12 protein-coding genes and 3 pseudogenes are annotated in these 16,941 nt (G+C 69.0%); 8 read left to right on the top strand and 7 right to left on the bottom strand.

The features are described 5' to 3' along the window. Positions 1-6 precede the first annotated feature (6 nt). From OHB56_RS18395 to OHB56_RS18370, 6 genes and pseudogenes are all read right to left on the bottom strand, one after another. Positions 7-188 (bottom strand): annotated as a pseudogene (locus OHB56_RS18395) (IS481 family transposase); the annotation flags it as partial. Between the two features lie 32 nt (positions 189-220). After that, a complete protein-coding gene (locus OHB56_RS18390; protein ID WP_406354482.1) occupies positions 221-421 on the bottom strand; it encodes a hypothetical protein in 201 nt (66 codons plus the stop codon). A gap of 416 nt (positions 422-837) precedes the next feature. Continuing rightward, positions 838-1,011: pseudogene (locus OHB56_RS18385) on the bottom strand (cold-shock protein); the annotation flags it as partial. A gap of 200 nt (positions 1,012-1,211) precedes the next feature. Further along, positions 1,212-1,547, bottom strand: a complete 336-nt coding sequence (locus OHB56_RS18380) for a MerR family transcriptional regulator (protein WP_326753260.1) — start codon at positions 1,545-1,547, stop codon at positions 1,212-1,214. A 977-nt stretch (positions 1,548-2,524) separates the two neighbouring features. Further along, on the bottom strand, positions 2,525-3,853 hold the full coding sequence (locus OHB56_RS18375) for a phosphoribosyltransferase family protein (RefSeq protein ID WP_406354480.1): 1,329 nt from the start codon (positions 3,851-3,853) through the stop codon (positions 2,525-2,527). A 469-nt stretch (positions 3,854-4,322) separates the two neighbouring features. Beyond that, complete coding sequence (locus OHB56_RS18370; RefSeq protein ID WP_326753258.1) at positions 4,323-5,465, bottom strand: site-2 protease family protein; 1,143 nt, start codon at positions 5,463-5,465, stop codon at positions 4,323-4,325. 435 nt (positions 5,466-5,900) lie between these two features. On the opposite strand from OHB56_RS18370, the pseudogene OHB56_RS18365 reads away from it, so the two are divergent. Together OHB56_RS18365 and OHB56_RS18360 are read left to right on the top strand one after the other, a co-directional pair. Continuing rightward, positions 5,901-6,641, top strand: a pseudogene (locus OHB56_RS18365) (PHP domain-containing protein); the annotation flags it as partial. Between the two features lie 314 nt (positions 6,642-6,955). Then, entirely contained in the window at positions 6,956-7,981 is a 1,026-nt protein-coding gene (locus tag OHB56_RS18360) for a 6-phosphofructokinase (protein ID WP_055593987.1), read from the top strand. A 72-nt stretch (positions 7,982-8,053) separates the two neighbouring features. Here the strand turns inward: OHB56_RS18360 and OHB56_RS18355 are convergent, their stop codons facing one another. Beyond that, on the bottom strand, positions 8,054-8,941 hold the full coding sequence (locus OHB56_RS18355; protein ID WP_326753257.1) for a universal stress protein: 888 nt from the start codon (positions 8,939-8,941) through the stop codon (positions 8,054-8,056). Between the two features lie 1,517 nt (positions 8,942-10,458). Between OHB56_RS18355 and OHB56_RS18350 the strand changes: the two genes are divergently transcribed. The 6 genes from OHB56_RS18350 to OHB56_RS18325 all read left to right on the top strand — a co-directional run bounded on the left by OHB56_RS18350 (position 10,459) and on the right by OHB56_RS18325 (position 16,879). After that, on the top strand, positions 10,459-11,301 hold the full coding sequence (locus OHB56_RS18350; protein WP_406359135.1) for a polyphosphate polymerase domain-containing protein: 843 nt from the start codon (positions 10,459-10,461) through the stop codon (positions 11,299-11,301). Continuing rightward, a complete protein-coding gene (locus OHB56_RS18345) occupies positions 11,298-11,981 on the top strand; it encodes a DUF4956 domain-containing protein (protein WP_055593983.1) in 684 nt (227 codons plus the stop codon). The genes OHB56_RS18350 and OHB56_RS18345 overlap by 4 nt, the downstream gene beginning before the upstream one ends. Continuing rightward, complete coding sequence (locus OHB56_RS18340) at positions 11,981-13,789, top strand: CotH kinase family protein (RefSeq protein WP_406354477.1); 1,809 nt, start codon at positions 11,981-11,983, stop codon at positions 13,787-13,789. Before OHB56_RS18345 ends, OHB56_RS18340 begins: the two co-directional genes overlap by 1 nt. A 225-nt stretch (positions 13,790-14,014) precedes the next feature. After that, the gene (locus OHB56_RS18335; RefSeq protein WP_406354475.1) at positions 14,015-14,767 is read left to right on the top strand and encodes a response regulator transcription factor; all 753 of its coding nucleotides are present in this window, start codon (positions 14,015-14,017) and stop codon (positions 14,765-14,767) included. Further along, complete coding sequence (locus OHB56_RS18330; RefSeq protein ID WP_406354473.1) at positions 14,764-16,341, top strand: sensor histidine kinase; 1,578 nt, start codon at positions 14,764-14,766, stop codon at positions 16,339-16,341. Before OHB56_RS18335 ends, OHB56_RS18330 begins: the two co-directional genes overlap by 4 nt. Then, positions 16,310-16,879 carry a hypothetical protein gene (locus OHB56_RS18325; RefSeq protein WP_406354471.1) on the top strand — a complete coding sequence of 190 codons (570 nt, stop codon included), beginning with the start codon at positions 16,310-16,312 and terminating at the stop codon, positions 16,877-16,879. Before OHB56_RS18330 ends, OHB56_RS18325 begins: the two co-directional genes overlap by 32 nt. Positions 16,880-16,941: the final 62 nt, after the last annotated feature.

Genomic DNA, 16,941 nt, shown 5'->3' with positions numbered 1-16,941 from the left:
GGTGTCTTGCCCTGAGAGGTTGGGGACGCGGCTGGCGGGTGGTTTGCCTGCGAGCGCGGTGTGTCCGCGGTGGTGATCGCAGGTGTGCAGTCGGTCAGGGAATGCCTCACGTCGTTCGGCTTCCGAGTGGTAGGGCGGGCGTAGGCCCACTCGTCCAGCAGGGTGCGGTTGAGGCGTTCGACCTTGCGCCGTTCAACGGCCCTGCGGTCGCTTGATCGGGCTACAGGTCTATACGTGATTCGCTGTCGCCTCGCCTGAGGACGACGTGCGCCGGCCGGAGCGGTCGACCGCGCAGAGTTGGCTCCATTACCTTCAAGAGCGCCTCGGTATCCGGCCCATAGGCGTACACCACGGCTTCGCCTCCTCCGAACTCGTTTCCGTCGACCTCGCCGACGTCGGCTGCCTCGGTCGCTGCTGCCATCGCCCGCTTGGCTTCGTTGGCTTTGTTGAGCAGTAGTGACGTCGCTCGTCGATGAGTTTGGGAGGCACCGGGTCTCCTGGCAGGGCAGCATTGGGATGCTCTTGGTGGAAGGCGCTGGTCATGCCGCAGATGTCGAAGGTCGGGCCGTGCGCGGTGATCCGGCGTGACCGCCGCGGCGGCATGTCGATGCGGGAGCTTGAGCGCAGGCACGGAGCGACGTGGCGGACGGTTCGTCAGGCACTGGATTCGGCCTGGCGGAGTCAGGCAAGAAGATGCCGCCGCGGGCGACCGCTCTGGATCCGTACAAGCCGGTGATCGACGAGATCCTCCGGACGGACCTTGATGGCGCCACGCAAGCAGTGGCACACGATCACCCGGGTCTTCCACCGGCTCATCAGCCCGCTGGATAGGTCCTGTCCGGTCGATACCTGGGTGACGTCGAACGTCGCCCTCTGGCCCTCCTGGAGCTCACGGAAGCCTGAGGAGTTGATCGCGGAGCAGTGGGCGAACACGTCCGGGCCGCCACCGTGCTGGGCGATGAAGCCGAAGCCCTTCTCCGCGTTGAACCACTTCACAGTTCCCGTAGCCATGTCTCATGCCTTCCCGCCGATGTACGCCTACCGCAACGTGCGGAAGGCGGAGGTGATCGCTCGGGTTCCTGCAGCACAGTCCAGCACAGCAGAATGCCCACGCCGAAGACGTGGGCGAAGGGGAACTTCCGAACCATGACAGCTGACGCAGACGCTACACGCCTACCCCCTGTCATTAGAGGCAATGACCACGCGCTGCTTCAGGCCGCGGGCGGATCGGACGCTTCGGCGGCGCGGCGGTATTCGGCGTTGGTGCGCTGGGCTTCTTCGAGTTGGTCTTCAAGGATGACGATGCGGCAGGCTGCCTCGATGGGAGTGCCGTGGTCGACGAGTTCCCGGGCGCGGGCCGCGATGCGCAACTGGTAGCGGGAGTAGCGTCGGTGGCCGCCCTTGGAGCGGAGCGGGGTGATCAGGCGGGCTTCGCCAATGGCGCGCAGGAAGCCCTGGGTGGTGCCGAGTATCTCGGCGGCCCGGCCCATGGTGTAGGCGGGGTAGTCGTCGTCATCGAGACGGCCGAACGAGTCGTCTGCTGTCATTGCACCTCTCTGCGGAACGCGTGGAGGGGCCCTGGTGCCGTTGGCACCAGGGCCCCGAAGGAACTGCTACACCATCTGCCGGCCCTGGTACTGCGCCGGCCTTCTGTGTCCGCAGACCCGACCGAGATGCTGTCGGGGGTGCGGGGATCGCGGTTGCTTGACCGGAGACCACCTCACTATCGATGTCCTGCGGTACCCGGGCTCAAGACTTCGACCCGGGCGATCCTGATGGCGCCTGGCTCCTCCGTTCTTCCCTCTGAATCAATCACTTACCAAACGGGTACTGCGTACTGCTGATACTGCGAACTGCTGGTGGCCTGTGCCAGCGCCACTCTTCGGCAGCCGGCCCCGTCGCCCGTCCTGCGTCTGCTCTGGCTTGGAACCCCACTGCCGAACCTCCCGGTGCGCGCGTCCGCAGCCGACGCCTTCACCGAGGTGCTGCTCACTGCGCTGCTGGGTACTGCGAACTGCACTTACGGGTACTGCCACCGCGTTGACCGCGGTCCTGCTCACGGCGGCCCCTGATCACTGCGGGCCACCCGGTTCGGTCGTCAGCCCCGTCGCCGTCCTGCAACCGCTCTGGCTTCGGAACTCCACCACCGCACCGTCCTGCGCACTGCAACTGCGGGTACTGCTGCCCGGCAGTTCGTCTCTGCCGGGCCTTGTTGATCTCGGCTACGAGAGAAACCATAACCACACCGCCGACCAATGTCTACTACGGCTGACATAGGTTTCTGCGTGTTCGGCGGTGAGGTAATCGGGCCCTGCCGGGTTAAGGAGGCGCTGGGCGGAGCAGGAGGGGCGGGTAGGCAGGACCGGACATCGCCCTCCCGGGCGTGGGTACTGACGCGGGCACTCCGGCAGGTGCGAGGGCTGCCCTCCAAGAAGAGGTCGGTGACGAGGTGCTCGCCTGTCATCAGAGGGATCGTGCCGCTGCGCTCGAGTACTCGCCCGTAACCGGAGTACGCGTTCCAGACTCAGCGCGCCGCATACGGGACCGGGGCCATGTGGTCGGTGAACCAGTCACGGGCCAGATCGGTGACCTTCTCCAGGGCACCGGGTTCCTCGAAGAGGTGGGTCGCGCCGGGGACGACCGCGAGCCGGCTCTCGCAGCGCAGCCGGGCCTGTGCATCGCGGTTGAGGTCGAGCACCAACTCGTCGTGGCCCCCGACGATCAGCAGCGTGGGCGCGTTCACCGCCGGCAGCCGTGGCCCGGCCAGGTCGGGCCTGCCGCCCCTGGAGACGACTGCGGCGATCCGCGCGCCGGGCTCGGCGGCCGCCCACAACGCGGCGGCCGCGCCGGTGCTCGCACCGAAGTAGCCGACAGCCAGCCCCTGGGTCTCCGGCCGACCGCGCAACCAGCCGGTGGCGTCCGTCAGCCGCCGGGCCAGCAGACCTGTGTCGAACACGTTGGCCCTGTCTGTCTCTTCCTCCTCGGTGAGCAGGTCGAACAGGAGAGTGCCGAGCCCGGCCCGGTTCAGCCCGAGCGCGACGAACCGGTTGCGCGGGCTGTGCCGGCTGCTGCCGCTGCCGTGCGCGAACAGCACCACCCCGGCCGCGCTCTCGGGCAACGTCAACTGCCCGCGCAGCACCATCGCACCGGCCTGCACATCCACCTCCGGGTCCTCCGGCACCGCGTGAGGCGACTCAGTCCGGCGGGTGCTCAGCGGACGGGCCACGGCTTCTTCCAGACAGGCGACGACCTCATCGTCGTCGGTCTGGGAGAAGTCGGCGTAGAACGGCCCGATCGCATAGAAGTCCCACGGGGTGTGCAGGCATACCAGTTCGTCGGCGTCCTCGCCGAGCCGTGCGGTCCAGTCGTGCGGTGCCACAGGGACGGCGAGCACGATCCGTGCCGCTCCCCTGGCACGGGCGATCTGGCAGGCCGCACGCGCCGTGGACCCCGTGGCCACCCCGTCGTCGACCACCAACACCGTGCGGCCCTCCGTGCCAACCGGTTCCCGCCCTGCTCGGTAGCGCCGGGCGCGGCTCTCCAGCACTTCCCGCTCACGGGCCTCGACCTGGGCAAGCTCATCCGGGGGGATACGCGCGGTACGCACCACGGCATCGTTGATCACACGCACGCCGCCCTCGCCGATCGCTCCCATCCCCAGCTCCGGCTGGAACGGCACGCCCAGCTTGCGCACCAGGCAGACATCGAGCGGCGCGCCGAGCGCCCCCGCGATCTCCGCGGCGACGGGCACCCCTCCACGGGGCAGCCCCAGCACCACCACCTCGGTCCCCTTCAGATGCCCCAGCCGGGCGGCCAGCTGCCGGCCGGCATCACGACGATCCCTGAAGAACACGACCCGACCTCCTTGTCCCGGAGGAACACGGCGGGCGACACCCGCCCCATACCTTCATCCTCCTCCCCCCCCGCAGCGAACAGATGCGCATGCCACGCGACCCGCTCCGGCCTGGCCGCCGACGGCGACCCGAGGAGGACGGCTGGTGAACTGGCCCGGGGAGCGAAGCCGACCTCGCGCGAAGCCTCCCCGACAACGAGGCCGGCCACTTCGTCGAAGCTGTGGCGGCAGGCCGCGTCCGACCAGCCGCCGCGCGAACGCCTCCTCGCTGCGCGCCGGTGCACGACGCGGCCCGTCTCGTAGATCCGCACAGCCCGCGGACGCGGTTGTCTTGCCGGCCTCGTTCGGGACCGGCGGCTTCCGACTTGCCACGCCCCGACCGACAAGCAGTCGCGAATCGTCGCAGTGCGCCGCATGAGCGAGCGATACGGCGCCTTGTGACACGGCCCGCCCAGGTGCCGGCCCGCGGTCACAGACCATCGCGCCGCCCAGGGGCAGTACGCATCAGCCAGGTCATCGTTCGGCTGACGTCCGAGAGCGAGACGATTCCGACGAGCCTGCCATCATCCACGACCAGGACCCGGTGCTCGGCGCCCGGCTCCATGCGCGGCAGCAGATCCGCCAGCGGGCTGTCCGGCCCGACCACGGTGGTCTGCGACAGTGGCATCATCACCTCCCTCACCGTCACGGCGCGGTCCTCGGCCTGCGGTACCTTTCTGGCGCTGTCGAGCGTCACCAGCCCGACCGGGACCCCGTCGTCGATCACCGGGAACGCCGAGTGCCGGTAGCGGTAGCGCGCGCTGGTGAGGAAGCCCGCGACCGTGGTGTCCGCGGGAACCGTGAGAGGTTCGGGCGTCATGGCGTCCCGGACGGGGACGCCGGCGAGCACCCCGCGCAGCTGGGCCTGCCGTCCCTCGGCGGTGGCGGCCGCGATGAGGAACCAGCCGATCAGCGCCAGCCACAGAGCGCCGAACGTGCCGGTCCGCATGAACGCGATCAGCCCGAGGGCCACCAGCAGCCACCCGAGGACCCTCCCCGCCGCGGTCGCGCCGGCTGTCGCCCGCAGCCGGTCCCCCGTGCGCCACCACAGGAACGCGCGCAGCAGCCTGCCGCCGTCGAGCGGGGCGGCGGGCAGCGCGTTGAAGACGGCGAGCAGTACGTTGATGCCCGCCAGCCACGCCACCATCTCCACCACGACCCCGGGCCCGGACGCCAGGTCGAGCAGCCAGGCACCGAGTGCGAAGAGCCCGCCCAGCAGGAGGCTGACGAGGGGGCCGACCCCGGCGATCCTCAGCTCCGCGCCGGGGCTGGACGCCTCGGTCCTGAGCCGGGCCGCTCCGCCCAGGAACCACAGCACGATGTCGTCCACCTCGACCCCGTTGCGCCGGGCCACGACGGCGTGCGCCAGCTCATGTGCGAGCAGGGAGGCGAAGAAGACCAGGGCGGTACAGAGGCCGGCCGCCCAGTACAGCGCCCAGGCCCGCCCCGGATGCGTCTCCGGGAGGCGGCCCTGCGACAGGCCGAACACGATGATGCCGAAGATGAACAGCACGCTCCAGTGCACGCCGACCCGGACTCCTGCGATCCGTCCCAGAACGAACGTCGCCCTCACAGCGCTCTCCCCTGCTCGAGCCGTCATCCGAAAGACAGCCGTCCCCCTCCGGCCACCGCTCCGTCTCACCGCCGCCCGCCGTATCGTCGGCCGACGCGAGCGCACAGATCCCGATCCCCCTCGCAGTGCAACGGATCGGCGCGAAGGAAACACCACCACCTGTGGGAAGGAGTTCCGGGTCACGGGCCCGGACCCCGCCGGCTCATCGGGATTGATGCATGGTGCGCGCACCACGTCGTCGTCGACAGCGCTCGCCTCGGACCTCTCGCTGAGCGCATCCTCCTGACCTCCAGTACACCCTCGAGCCGACGGCTTCGCGCGCCGGAGGGGCCTGGAGACATGGAGGGCGCTTCAGGGTGCGACCGCCTCCGTCCGGTCGCAGTGCCGCCGGGCATGCCCTCAACCGGCATGCCGGACAGGTCGGTACGGTGAGACGTGGTCCGGCCCGACGAGGAGGTCGAGGCGCTCCTTCAGGAGGACGCGGATCTCATCGCCATCACCGGAGGCGAGGCGTTCAAGGCGCGCGCCTACGAAAAGGCCGCCCGCTCGATCGGCGGCCATCCCGCCGATGTCTCCCACCTCGACGTCGCGGGTCTGAAGGAGATCCCGAGTGTGGGCAGGTCGATTGCCGAGAAGATCCTCGCCCAGCGCGAGAGCGTGCGCGCACGGGACGGCAGGCACCGCCGGATGCGGCTGCTGCACGGCATCGAGCTCAACATCGGCCCCGAGGAGGAGGTCGACTGGCCCGGCGAGTTCCTCAAGGGCTTCGGCATCTGCGTGGCCTCGGTGCACTCCCACTTCAACGTCGGCCGCAAGGCGATGACCCGGCGGATCGTCCGCGCGTGCGAGAACCCCCACGTCAACGTCATCGGCCACCCCACCACCCGTCTGATCGGCAAACGGCCGGGCATCGACGCCGACTGGGACGAGGTGTGCGCCGCCTGCGCCCGCACCGGCACAGCCCTGGAGATCAATGCCCAGCCCGACCGCCTCGACCTGGGCGACGAGGACATCCTCCGCGCCAGGAGCCATGGGGCGAAGTTCGCCGTCGCCACCGACGCCCCCTCGATCCCCCAGCTCGCGTACCTGCGCTACGGAATCGGCACGGCACAACGTGGATGGTGCACCCCGGACGATGTGATCAACACGTGGCCGCTGCGGCGACTGCGCCGGTTCCCCTTCCAGGATCAACGCCTTCGCCGCCATCGGCAGGGCCGAACGCAGCGAGACGGGCCACTTCCGCCTCTGATCACCGCGCAGAGTCGACCGGGCAAACCGATCGACGCGACCCGCACTTGTTCAGCGGGCTCCGGACCGCCCGAAAAGCCGGACAGAACTCCTCACGAGCGAGCCGTTCGGACCCGGCGTCCGTCGAGTGGCCACTGCGGACCGAACGGGGGGAGGCTGGAAGCAGGCGAACCATGTTCCCGGCAGCGGTCTTGATCGCCGGCCGCGACTGCGCGGGCCGTCCAGCGGATGGGAGAAAACCCATGAAGGTCGGAGTACTGACCGGCGGCGGTGACTGCCCCGGCCTCAACGCCGTCATCCGCAGTGTCGTCCGCAAAGGCGTCGACGAATACGCCTTCGACTTCGTCGGCTTGCGGGACGGCTGGCTGGGCTTGCTCCAGGACGATGTCAGGCCACTGGACATCGCGAGCGTGCGGGGGATCCTCCCCCGCGGCGGAACCATTCTCGGCTCCTCCCGCACCAACCCGTTCACACACGAGGACGGGCTGCGACGGGTACAGGACACCCTTGCCACGCACGACGTGGATGCGCTCGTCGTGATCGGCGGCGAGGACACGCTCGGCGTAGCCACCGAACTGAGCCGTCAGGGAATCCCCCTGGTCGGCGTGCCGAAGACCATCGACAACGACGTCTCCGGCACCGACTACACCTTCGGCTTCGACACCGCAGTCGGCATCGCGACCGAGGCCATCGACCGCCTCCACACCACCGCCGAGTCACACATGCGCGCCCTGGTGGTGGAGGTCATGGGGCGGCACTCCGGGTGGATCGCGCTGCACGCCGGCGTCGCGGGCGGCGGCAACGTGATCCTCATCCCGGAGCGGCCCTTTGACATCGATCAGGTCTGTGAGCAGGTGAAGAGCAGGTTCAAGATCAACTACGCGCCGATCGTCGTGGTGGCCGAGGGGGCCACCCCGAAAGAGGGGCAGATGGTCCTCAAGGATGAGTCGCTGGACGAGTTCGGCCATGTGCGGCTGTCCGGCGTCGGCGAGTGGCTGGCTCGGGAGATCTCGGAGCGCACGGGCAAGGATGCCCGTACCACGGTGCTGGGGCACATCCAGCGTGGCGGCACCCCGAGCGCCTTCGACCGGTGGCTGGCCACGCGCTTCGGGTTGCATGCCATCGACGCGGTCAAGGACGGTGACTTCGGCGTCATGGTCGCCCTGAAGGGCACCCGGATCGTCCGCGTCCCCCTCGCCGATGCCACGGCGAAGACCAAGCTCGTCGATCCGTCGCTGTACGACGAGTTCGAGGTGTTCTTCGGCTGACCGGCCTGCCGCCCACCGGATCGCTCCCGGTCCGCCGATCCGCCGTTCCACCGACAGATCTCTGGACGGTCGTCATCCGGCGTGCGGTACGACCGCCACCGGGCAGCGGGCGTGGTGCAGTACGGCGTGCGTGACCGGGCCCAGTCGGCCTTCGGCCGCCTGGGGACCGGTGCGGCGGCCCACGATGAGCAGGGCCGCTTCCCGGGACGCGTTCAAGAGCGCTTCCGCAGGATGGAGCAACATGACATCGGTGCGGACCGTCACACGGGGGTACTCCTTCTGCCAGACGCGCAGCGCGTCCGAGAGCCGCAGAATCTCCTGGTCCTCCCACGTGGCGCGGTCCTCCTCGGTCACCACCAGCGTCTGCGGAGAGACCGCCTCGGCAGGAAACGCCCATGCCTGGACCACCCGCAGACGTGCTCCACGTGCCTCAGCGGCAGAGAACGCGAAGTCCGCCGCCTCCCCGACCGGGCGATGCGCGTCGAACCCCACCACCACCTGGGCAGCGCCGCCTTCCGCGCCCATCCCCTCCCCGAAGGCGCTGGGCCGCTGGGTAACCAACACGACAGGGCATGGGGCTGCTGCCGCCATCCGCAGGGCCACCGAGCCGACCGCGAGACCGTCGAAACCGCCCGTCCCCCGTGTGCCGACGACGAGGAGTCCGGCAGTGCGGGCCGCGGCGAGGAGAGCCGGGGCCGGAGCGTCATCGGCCTGCTCGCCCCGCACCTCGACATCCGGGTAACGGTCGACCAGGTCGGCGACCATTCGCTCAAGCATGCGCGCACCCGTGTGACGCAGCCTATCCAGGGCCGGGCGGGGCACGACGGCACCCGGAAGCGATGGAAGGGCATGGAACAGGCGCAGGGGAACGTCGCGCAGCGCGGCCTCCCGCGCCGCCCAGTCGGCTGCCGTCGCACTGCGTTCGGACCCGTCGACGCCCGCCAGCACAGGGTGACTCATCGTGCCCTCCTTCGCCCGGCCTGTACCTCCACGGGCGACACACCGCCCTGCCTCCCCTTCTTCCACTCCACTGTTCCACGACAGGACCGCTCTGGCTCCCGGACCGGATGCGGGGCCCGCCGACGGTCCGATGCTGTTGGTTAAACCCTCCCGGCGGTTCCGGGCCCTTGTGAGCCCGTGCCGGTGGCCCAGGGTGCTCCGGCCGCGGACTGTGTCACTTTCCGGGAAAGTGACACAGTCCGCGGGACCATGACCCCCGTCCGCCGGATTCGCCAACAGCGTCACGGTCCTGGCGGGCCCCGCATCTCGTCGACGGCCGACCGGTTCGCCCGGTCGGTGACCTTCTGGCCCTGGTACGAAGGCCCTCCCGTCCGTTGGACGGAAGGGCCTATAACCAAATGTTTCTCTGTGCCCCGGCAGGATTCGAACCTGCGACACTCGCTTGAGGAGTTTTCCCGGAGCGGGGCTGTGACCTGCGGAGACGTGGGCCACAGGGTGTCTGACCAGGGAAAGGACTCCTCCGTAGTTCTCACGTGTTCACGGTGCTTCCCGTCCTCATGTGTGCTGAATACGTGCCGGTGGATGCTGTCCGGCGAAGGCCATGGGTTGCTTGGGGGCCGGCGAGCGGCCGGAGTGAGGTGCAGGTGTCCCGTCAGACCTTCTCGACTCGCACGGAGTGGCCCGCGAGGAGTTGATTCATGTCGTCGGTGTCAGCCGCGGATGTCGGATGCGCGGTTGTGGCACTTCGATGCCGTACAGCAGGATCCCGGCGGGGGGACCAGGGGGCGGCACTTGTCGGCGCGGCTGCCGGACGGTGACGACGAGGCATCCGTGGCTGCCCTGGCTGCCGTCCTCAGTGGTGGTACCCACGTTGTGCGGGACAGGACTTTCCCGCCGAGTGGCATGCCCGGATCTGTGCGCGCCGCTTCGGCACACGCAGCGGAAGGGCGTCGAAACCGTTGGGTTGGAGCGAGCGGTACAGCTCCTTCGCCGGCATGAGCAGCCGGTGCGCCTTGGACAGGTCGCAGCCGCCGATGGGACATGGATCTTCATGCTCTTCCTCACCGGAGACAGCGGCGCACTGGTGGCCTGCACGGGCGTACGGCGGCCGGGCGAGTAATCGGCGCTTCAGGGGAGAGGCCGGGACGTCTTGCCGGTGGCCTGCGGCTTCGTCGGCCGAGCCGGCGGGCGCGGATGCATCCGCTCGTTCCGCTGCTGACCGTGACTGCCCCTTGCCTCCGGCACAGCTGTGGCACGGGGCTTCTGCGTCGCCCGTAGACAGGGGACATCGTCTCGCGTTCATCTTCCGGTCTCTTCAAAGACTCCTGAAATCAACCCGCGTTTCTCATGGGCTCTTCAGGCGCCCTTGGTTGCGTATGCGAGGCCGGTCGGTCCGCAACGTATGAGCAAGGAGGCGCATGGTGTTCCTGTCGAAGGCAGCCGCGGCGTACGAGGGCCAGGCGGATGAGGCCCGGGCAGACGACAGCGGGGCTCGCGGGAGCGAAGAGCCGTTGCATGTGGCCAGTCGGCTTCATGCCTTCAATCGGTTCGAGCTGAAGTACCTGGTCCCGGTGGAGCAGGCGGCCGAGATCAGGGACGAGCTGGCCGAGCGGATGGACCGGGACCTGCACAGCCCGGTCGGCGGGTACGGCGTGTGGAGCTTGTACTACGACACTCCTCAGCTGCGGTTCTACTGGGAGAAGATCGAGGGTCTGAAGTTCCGCCGCAAGCTGCGTATCCGCCACTACGGCAACCTCGAGCAGGTCACGGACGACTCGTCGGTCTGCGTGGAGATCAAGCAGCGGGTCAACCGGGTCACACAGAAGCGCCGCATCACCCTTCCCTACGGCATGGCGCGACGGTTGTGCGACGGCCGGGAGATGGTGGACCACTCGGCGAAGGAGAGCGCCTTCATCCAGGAGGTGCTCGAACTGACCGTGCGGCTGAACCTGCAGCCCACCGCGATCACCGGGTATCAGCGCGAAGCCCTGGTCGGGAGGGAGACGGACACCGGTCTGCGGGTCACCTTCGACCGCCGTGTTCGTGGCCGGGACCGGGATTTCCACTTCGGTGTCCAGACGCCGGAGAACCGGTTCACGATCCCGCCGCACCTGTCGGTCATGGAGATCAAGGTGAACGAGCGCACCCCGCACTGGATCACCGACCTGGCGGCGCGGCGCAACCTCAACCTCGTTCGGATCTCGAAGTACGTGCAGTCCATCGAGGCGTTCGGCCTGGCCCCGCGCTCGGTCTTCCACATCAACGAGGCGGACTGTCCGCCGCCCACCCTCACTGAAGAGCAGCCGCCCCAGCAGCGGCCGGCGCAGCACGATGCGTCGTTGAAGGCAGGAGCACAGTGAATTTCGATCTCGAACTGCAGGAACTCAGCGGCACGTTCAGCGTGGCCGACGTCGTGGCGGCGATGGCGCTGTCGTTCGTCCTGTCCACGCTGATCGGCCTTGTGTACCGGTACACGCACCGCAACGTCTCCTACAGCCAGTCCTACGTGCAGACCCTGGTCATCGTCGGCATGATCGTCGCCCTGATCATGCTGGTCGTCGGCTCGAACCTGGCCCGTGCGTTCTCGCTGGTCGGCGCCTTGTCTGTGGTCCGCTTCCGGAACGCGGTCAAGGAGACCAGGGACGTCGGTTTCATCTTCATGGCCATGGCGATCGGCATGGCCTGCGGTGCCCGGTTCTACACGCTCGCCGCGGTCGGCGCCGTGGTCATCTGCGCCGTCGTCCTGGTGATGTTCAAGTTCAACTGGTTTGCGCTGAACGTGCAGCGGCAGGTGGTCAAGGTCCAGGTCCCGGCCGGCGAGGACTACACGCCGCAGATCCGTGACGTCCTGATCAAGTACACCAGCGAGTTCGAGCTGGTGAGCACGGAGACGATCCGCGGCGGTGCGCTGAACGAGGTCTTCTACACGGTGCGGCTGAAGAAGGGAGCCGAGCCCGGCGACCTGGTCAGCGCCCTGCAGGAGCGTACGTCCGGCCAGCGGGTCACCGTTTTGACCGGCTACGACACGACGGACCTGTGATGAGAGGCGAGACCACCGCGCAGCGCAAACGGCGGCTGCGGGACCGGCTGCCCGTCCGGCTGCGCCACCACTGGAAGCCGGCCGCGACGCTGGGCGTCGGGCTCGCCGCAATGGTCTATTTCCTCGGCGACGTGCGGATCTCCCCGTACGTGACGTCGTCCTCGAGGGTCGAGGCGGACGCCATCACCGACGACGTCGAAGGAACGGTGGACCTGTACGACACCTCGGTGGCGCACTCGATCCAGCTCACCTACGAGCAGACCGACTTCGACAAGATGATGAAGGAGTTCAAGGAGGACGGCACCAAGGACTACATCGAGGCCGACCTCGTCATCGACGGCGTCCACCTCAACGACGTCGGGATCCGCCTCAAAGGAAACTCCACACTGTCGTCCCTGCGGGGCAACAAGGGCATGCCCGGTGGCGGCCGGGCCCTGCCCGATGCCGCGCAGGGCGCTCCGGCCGGCGCCGACGGCGCGGCCGGTGGCCGGGACCGCGGCCAAGGCCAGACGGCCGGCGGCGGTCCCGGCGGAGCCGACGGCATGGGAGGCATGGGCAGCATGGGCGGGATGGTGCAGTACAACCTGTCCGCCGAGAAGCCCGAGGAACTGCCCTGGCTCGTCAAGATCGACGAGTACGTCGAGGGCCGCGCCTACCAGGGCGAGCGGGAGATCTCGCTGCGCCCCGGCAGCAACGGCCAGGTGCCCCTCAACGAGGCACTGTCGCTGTCGCTGACCAAGGAGAGCGGGCAGAAGGCCGAGCGGTACGGCTTCACCGAGCTGAAGGTGAACAACCGGCCCTCCGCCACCCGCCTCATGGTCGAGGCACCCGACACCGACTACGCCGACGACGTCGCCGACGGCAACGGCGTGCTGTACAAGGCGAAAGCGAGCGGCAGCTTCGAATACCAGGGGGACGACCCCACCGAGTACGAGAGTTCCTTCAAGCAGCTCAACAAGAAGGGCAGCCAGGACCTCGAACCGGTGATGAAGCTCATCAAGTGGGTCAACAGCGCCTCGGACGAGGAGTTCGCCCGGGATCTCGACCAGTACGTCGACGTCGACTCGCTGGCCGCCTACCTCGCCGCGCAGAACCTGCTGCTGAACTTCGACGACATGGCGGGCCCCGGCAAGAACTACCTGCTGTGGTACGACCTGGACACCAGGAAGTTCTCCGTCCTGGGCTGGGACTACAACCTGACCTTCAGCGGAGACGCGGCGGCCGGACCGGACGACTCGGTCGGCATGGGCGGCGGCATGCCGGGCGGCAACGCGGGAGCCGGGGGCGGGGCCGACAACGGGGCCGCGGGTGGGAACAACGCGCAGCAACCCCCTGCAGGAGGCACGATGCCCTCCGGTGCGCCGCAGGACTTGCCCAGTGGCATGCCGGAGGGGCTGCCCGAGGGGTTTCCGGAGGAGCTTCCGGAAGGTCTGCCCGAGGGGTTTCCGGAAGGTCTGCCCGGCGGGGTGGCCGGCGGCGGCCAGGACGGCGGCACCGACGAGGCGATCCCCGGTCCAGGCGGCGGTGCGGAAGCGGAGGGGGGCAGGGGCGGCTTCATGCAGCACGTTCTGAAGACCAAGTTCCTCGAGTCCGACGCCTTCGACGATGTCTACAAGAAGGCGTACCGGGAGCTGTACCAGACGTTCTACGGCTCGGGCACGGCGGCGAAGGAGCTGAAGACCATCGCGGAGCAGGCACGCTCGGCAGGAGCGGACTCCAAGGAGCTGGACACCGCCGTGACCGAGCTCACCAAGACCGTCACCGACCGCACCACGGCCTTGGCCAAGGACAAGGAAGTGACCGGCTGAGAACCCCGGCATCCCGGGCCGCCTCACCTCGAAGGCGCGCCCGGGATGCCGGCAGCGAGCTTTTCGATGCTTTCATCCACAGATTCTCTTCTTACCATTGCGCCGCCCGACCAGGACCCTTCCCCAAGCTCTCGGTTCCTCCCCCAGCTACCGCTGGGAGGTGCCAGAGCAGGAGAGCCCCCATTGCTGCGGCTCCGTGCCCGTAGTCCCTCGAGGTGCCAGAACGTGATCGACCAACACACCCTCACGCGCACGCCCGCCGCCGGACACACCGTCCTGGTCGTGGAGGACGACGCCAGCATCCGAACCCTGCTCACCTCCGCGCTCAGCGTGGCCGGCTACGCCGTGGCGAGCGCGGCCAGCGGACAGGAGGCCATGTTCGAGGCCGGCAACCGCCGACCCCACCTGATCGTCCTGGACGTGATGCTGCCCGACACCGACGGCTTCCAGCTCACCCGCGACCTGCGCGCACAGGGTGTCTACACGCCGGTGCTCTTCCTCACCGCTCGGACCGGCGTCGAGGACCGCATCATCGGCCTGAGCTCCGGCGGCGACGACTACGTCACCAAGCCCTTCCACGTCCAGGAGGTGCTGCTGCGCATCCGCGCCATCCTGCGTCGCAGCAACGCACCGGCTTCTGTCACCGGCACCAGCCCACCCCTGCGCTACGCCGACCTCACCCTGGACGAGGCCACCCGCGAAGTACGACGCGCGGACCGCCTGCTGAAGCTGTCGCCGACCGAATTCCGGCTTCTGGCCTGCCTGCTCACCCACCCCGAACGCGTGTTGGAAAAGGCCGAGATCCTCCAGCAGGTCTGGCAGTACGACTTCTCCGGCGACACCCGCATCGTCGACACCTACATCAAGAACCTGCGCCGCAAGATCGACCGCAGTCCGCCCGCACTGATCCACACCGTGCGCGGGGTCGGGTACTGCCTGCGGCTGCCGCGTGACGAGACGCAAACGGCCGACCGATGAGGTGGCCTCGCCGACTGCGCCCGCGCTCCCTGCGCAGCCGCCTCGTCCTGATAGCCGGCCTGCTGGCCACCAGTGCCGTCCTTCTGTGCCAGCTTGCCGGCCTGACTGTCCTGCGCGGCTGGCTCACCGATCAGATCGACGACCGGCTCTCCCACTTCCGCCCCCCGGGCCGGGTCTACGAAGACATGGCCGACGACGGAACGCCGCGGCCGCCGAGCCCGGACAATGCGCTGCCCTCGGACTACCGCGTCTTCTTCTACGACGAAGACGGAAGCCTGCTGCGCACCTCCCTGGGGAGCAGCGACAGCCCAGGGCCCCGGCTCCCACAGCGAGCAGCCGACCTGGACCTGGCCGCCGGGCGGCCGAGCACCGTTCCGGCAGAGGGCGACGCCACCGGGTCCGGCTGGCGAGTGATCGTCCACTCCGGGCCCGACCACATGAGTACCGTCGTCGCCCTCCCCCTGGACACCGTGGACGGCGCCACCACCAAACTCCTCTGGCTCAGTCTCGGACTCGGCATCGCCGTGGCCGTCGGAGTCGTCGCTCTGGGAAACGGCGCCGTCCGCCTGGGCCTGCGCCCGCTCACCCGCGTCGAGTACACCGCTCAGCACATCACCGACGGTGCCCTGGAACTCAACGTCCCCGTGGCGGACCCGGACACCGAGGTCGGCCGGCTCGGTCTGGCCCTCAACACGATGCTCAACCGCCTGCGCACCGCTCTCCACCGCACGGAAACCTCCGAAGCGCAGCTGCGCCACTTCATGGCGGACGCCGGACACGAACTGCGCACCCCGCTCACCGCCATCCAGGGTTTCGCCGAACTCCTCCTGGACGAACCCGGCATGCCCGGCCGGCGGCGCCAGGAGGCACACGCCCTGATCGCCCACAACGCGGATCGCATGAGCCGCCTCGTCGACGACCTGTTCCTCCTGGCCATGCTCGGCGACTCACCCGCGGCACACCGAGAACCCGTCGATCTCCTCTCCCTGGCTGCCGACGCCATCGCCACCACCGCGATACGCCACCCCCAGCGGGCCATCACCCTGGAGCCACTCGCGACCCATCCCGCCACCGCCGAACGCGACCTCGACATCATCGAGACACCCGGCGACGCTCACCAACTCGTCCAAGTGCTGGGCAACCTGCTGTCCAACGCCTGCACCCACACGCCCGCAGACAGCAGCGTCCACGTCCGAGTCGGCGCCACCCGCACCCCTACCCGAGGGGACCTCGGCAGCGGTCGGCCGCTGCCGCCCGGCACACCTGTCTGCGTGATCGAGGTTGCCGACAACGGCCCCGGCATCAAGCCCGATGAGGCTCCCCACGTCTTCGACCGCTTCTACCGTGCGACACCGCTCGATCCGGCGACCGGATCAGATGGCGAGGCCGGTCCCGAACCCGGCTCCGGCCTCGGACTCGCCATTGCCGCCGCCATCGCCGCAGCGCACGGCGGGCGCCTCGAACTGGACAATCACCCCGGCGAAGGCTGCACCTTCCGTCTGCTTCTGCCCGATTCCACGACTGCGCCGAAGGACGACACCGATGAGGCTCACCACGATCCGCATCACACGTGACCGCACCGCCGGCACCCGCATCGACAAGAAGCACCTCACGCTCCTGCCCCATCCCCACGTGGGCGCCCTGATCGCGTCGGCCCCGGACTGGACACAGCACGCCGCGACCCACAGGGGCGAACGGCTCCCCCTCCACGCCGCTACGACGACGGAACCTCTGCTCACCCCCTGCGGAGTCATCAGCGTGGGACCCCACTGCCCGACACGCATCGAGGAACTCGATCAGCAGCGTCCCGCAGTGCCGTCCCTGACCATCACCCGCCCGCACGCCACCGCAGGCGCACAGGCTGCGGGCGTCACGGCCGAGCCGCACTTCCACGATCTGCGGCACACGGGCAACACACCGGCCTCGACGGCCGGGGCCGGCACGCGGGAGCTGATGACGCGGATGGGGCACAGCAGCTCTCGGGCCGCGTTGATCCACCAGCACATGACCAGCGACCGGGACCGGGCCATCGCGGACCGGCTCGGGGCCATGATCCGGGGCGGCGGGGGAGTGGCCGCGGGCTCCTCAGGAGAGGGCGCCGAGCGGGCATAGTGGCACGCGTGCGGCACAGCGCCCGGAACGACAAAGGGCCGGCCTGGAAGGAAACCCCTCCT

Origin of the sequence: Streptomyces sp. NBC_01635 (assembly GCF_045209715.1) — a bacterium.
Classification (GTDB): domain Bacteria; phylum Actinomycetota; class Actinomycetes; order Streptomycetales; family Streptomycetaceae; genus Streptomyces; species Streptomyces hirsutus.
Note: the sequence above shows the minus strand (reverse complement) of the source record. Positions and strands in the feature narration are given on the sequence as shown.

Bases quoted from the DNA above. Each gene is read 5' to 3' on its own strand.
- OHB56_RS18355 (WP_326753257.1), bottom strand. From the start codon at position 8,941: ATGAGTCACCCTGTGCTGGCGGGCGTCGACGGGTCCGAACGCAGTGCG.
- OHB56_RS18390 (WP_406354482.1), bottom strand. From the start codon at position 421: ATGGCAGCAGCGACCGAGGCAGCCGACGTCGGCGAGGTCGACGGAAAC.
- OHB56_RS18380 (WP_326753260.1), bottom strand. From the start codon at position 1,547: ATGACAGCAGACGACTCGTTCGGCCGTCTCGATGACGACGACTACCCC.
- OHB56_RS18325 (WP_406354471.1), top strand. From the start codon at position 16,310: ATGAGGCTCACCACGATCCGCATCACACGTGACCGCACCGCCGGCACC.
- OHB56_RS18330 (WP_406354473.1), top strand. From the start codon at position 14,764: ATGAGGTGGCCTCGCCGACTGCGCCCGCGCTCCCTGCGCAGCCGCCTC.
- OHB56_RS18340 (WP_406354477.1), top strand. From the start codon at position 11,981: ATGAGAGGCGAGACCACCGCGCAGCGCAAACGGCGGCTGCGGGACCGG.
- OHB56_RS18360 (WP_055593987.1), top strand. From the start codon at position 6,956: ATGAAGGTCGGAGTACTGACCGGCGGCGGTGACTGCCCCGGCCTCAAC.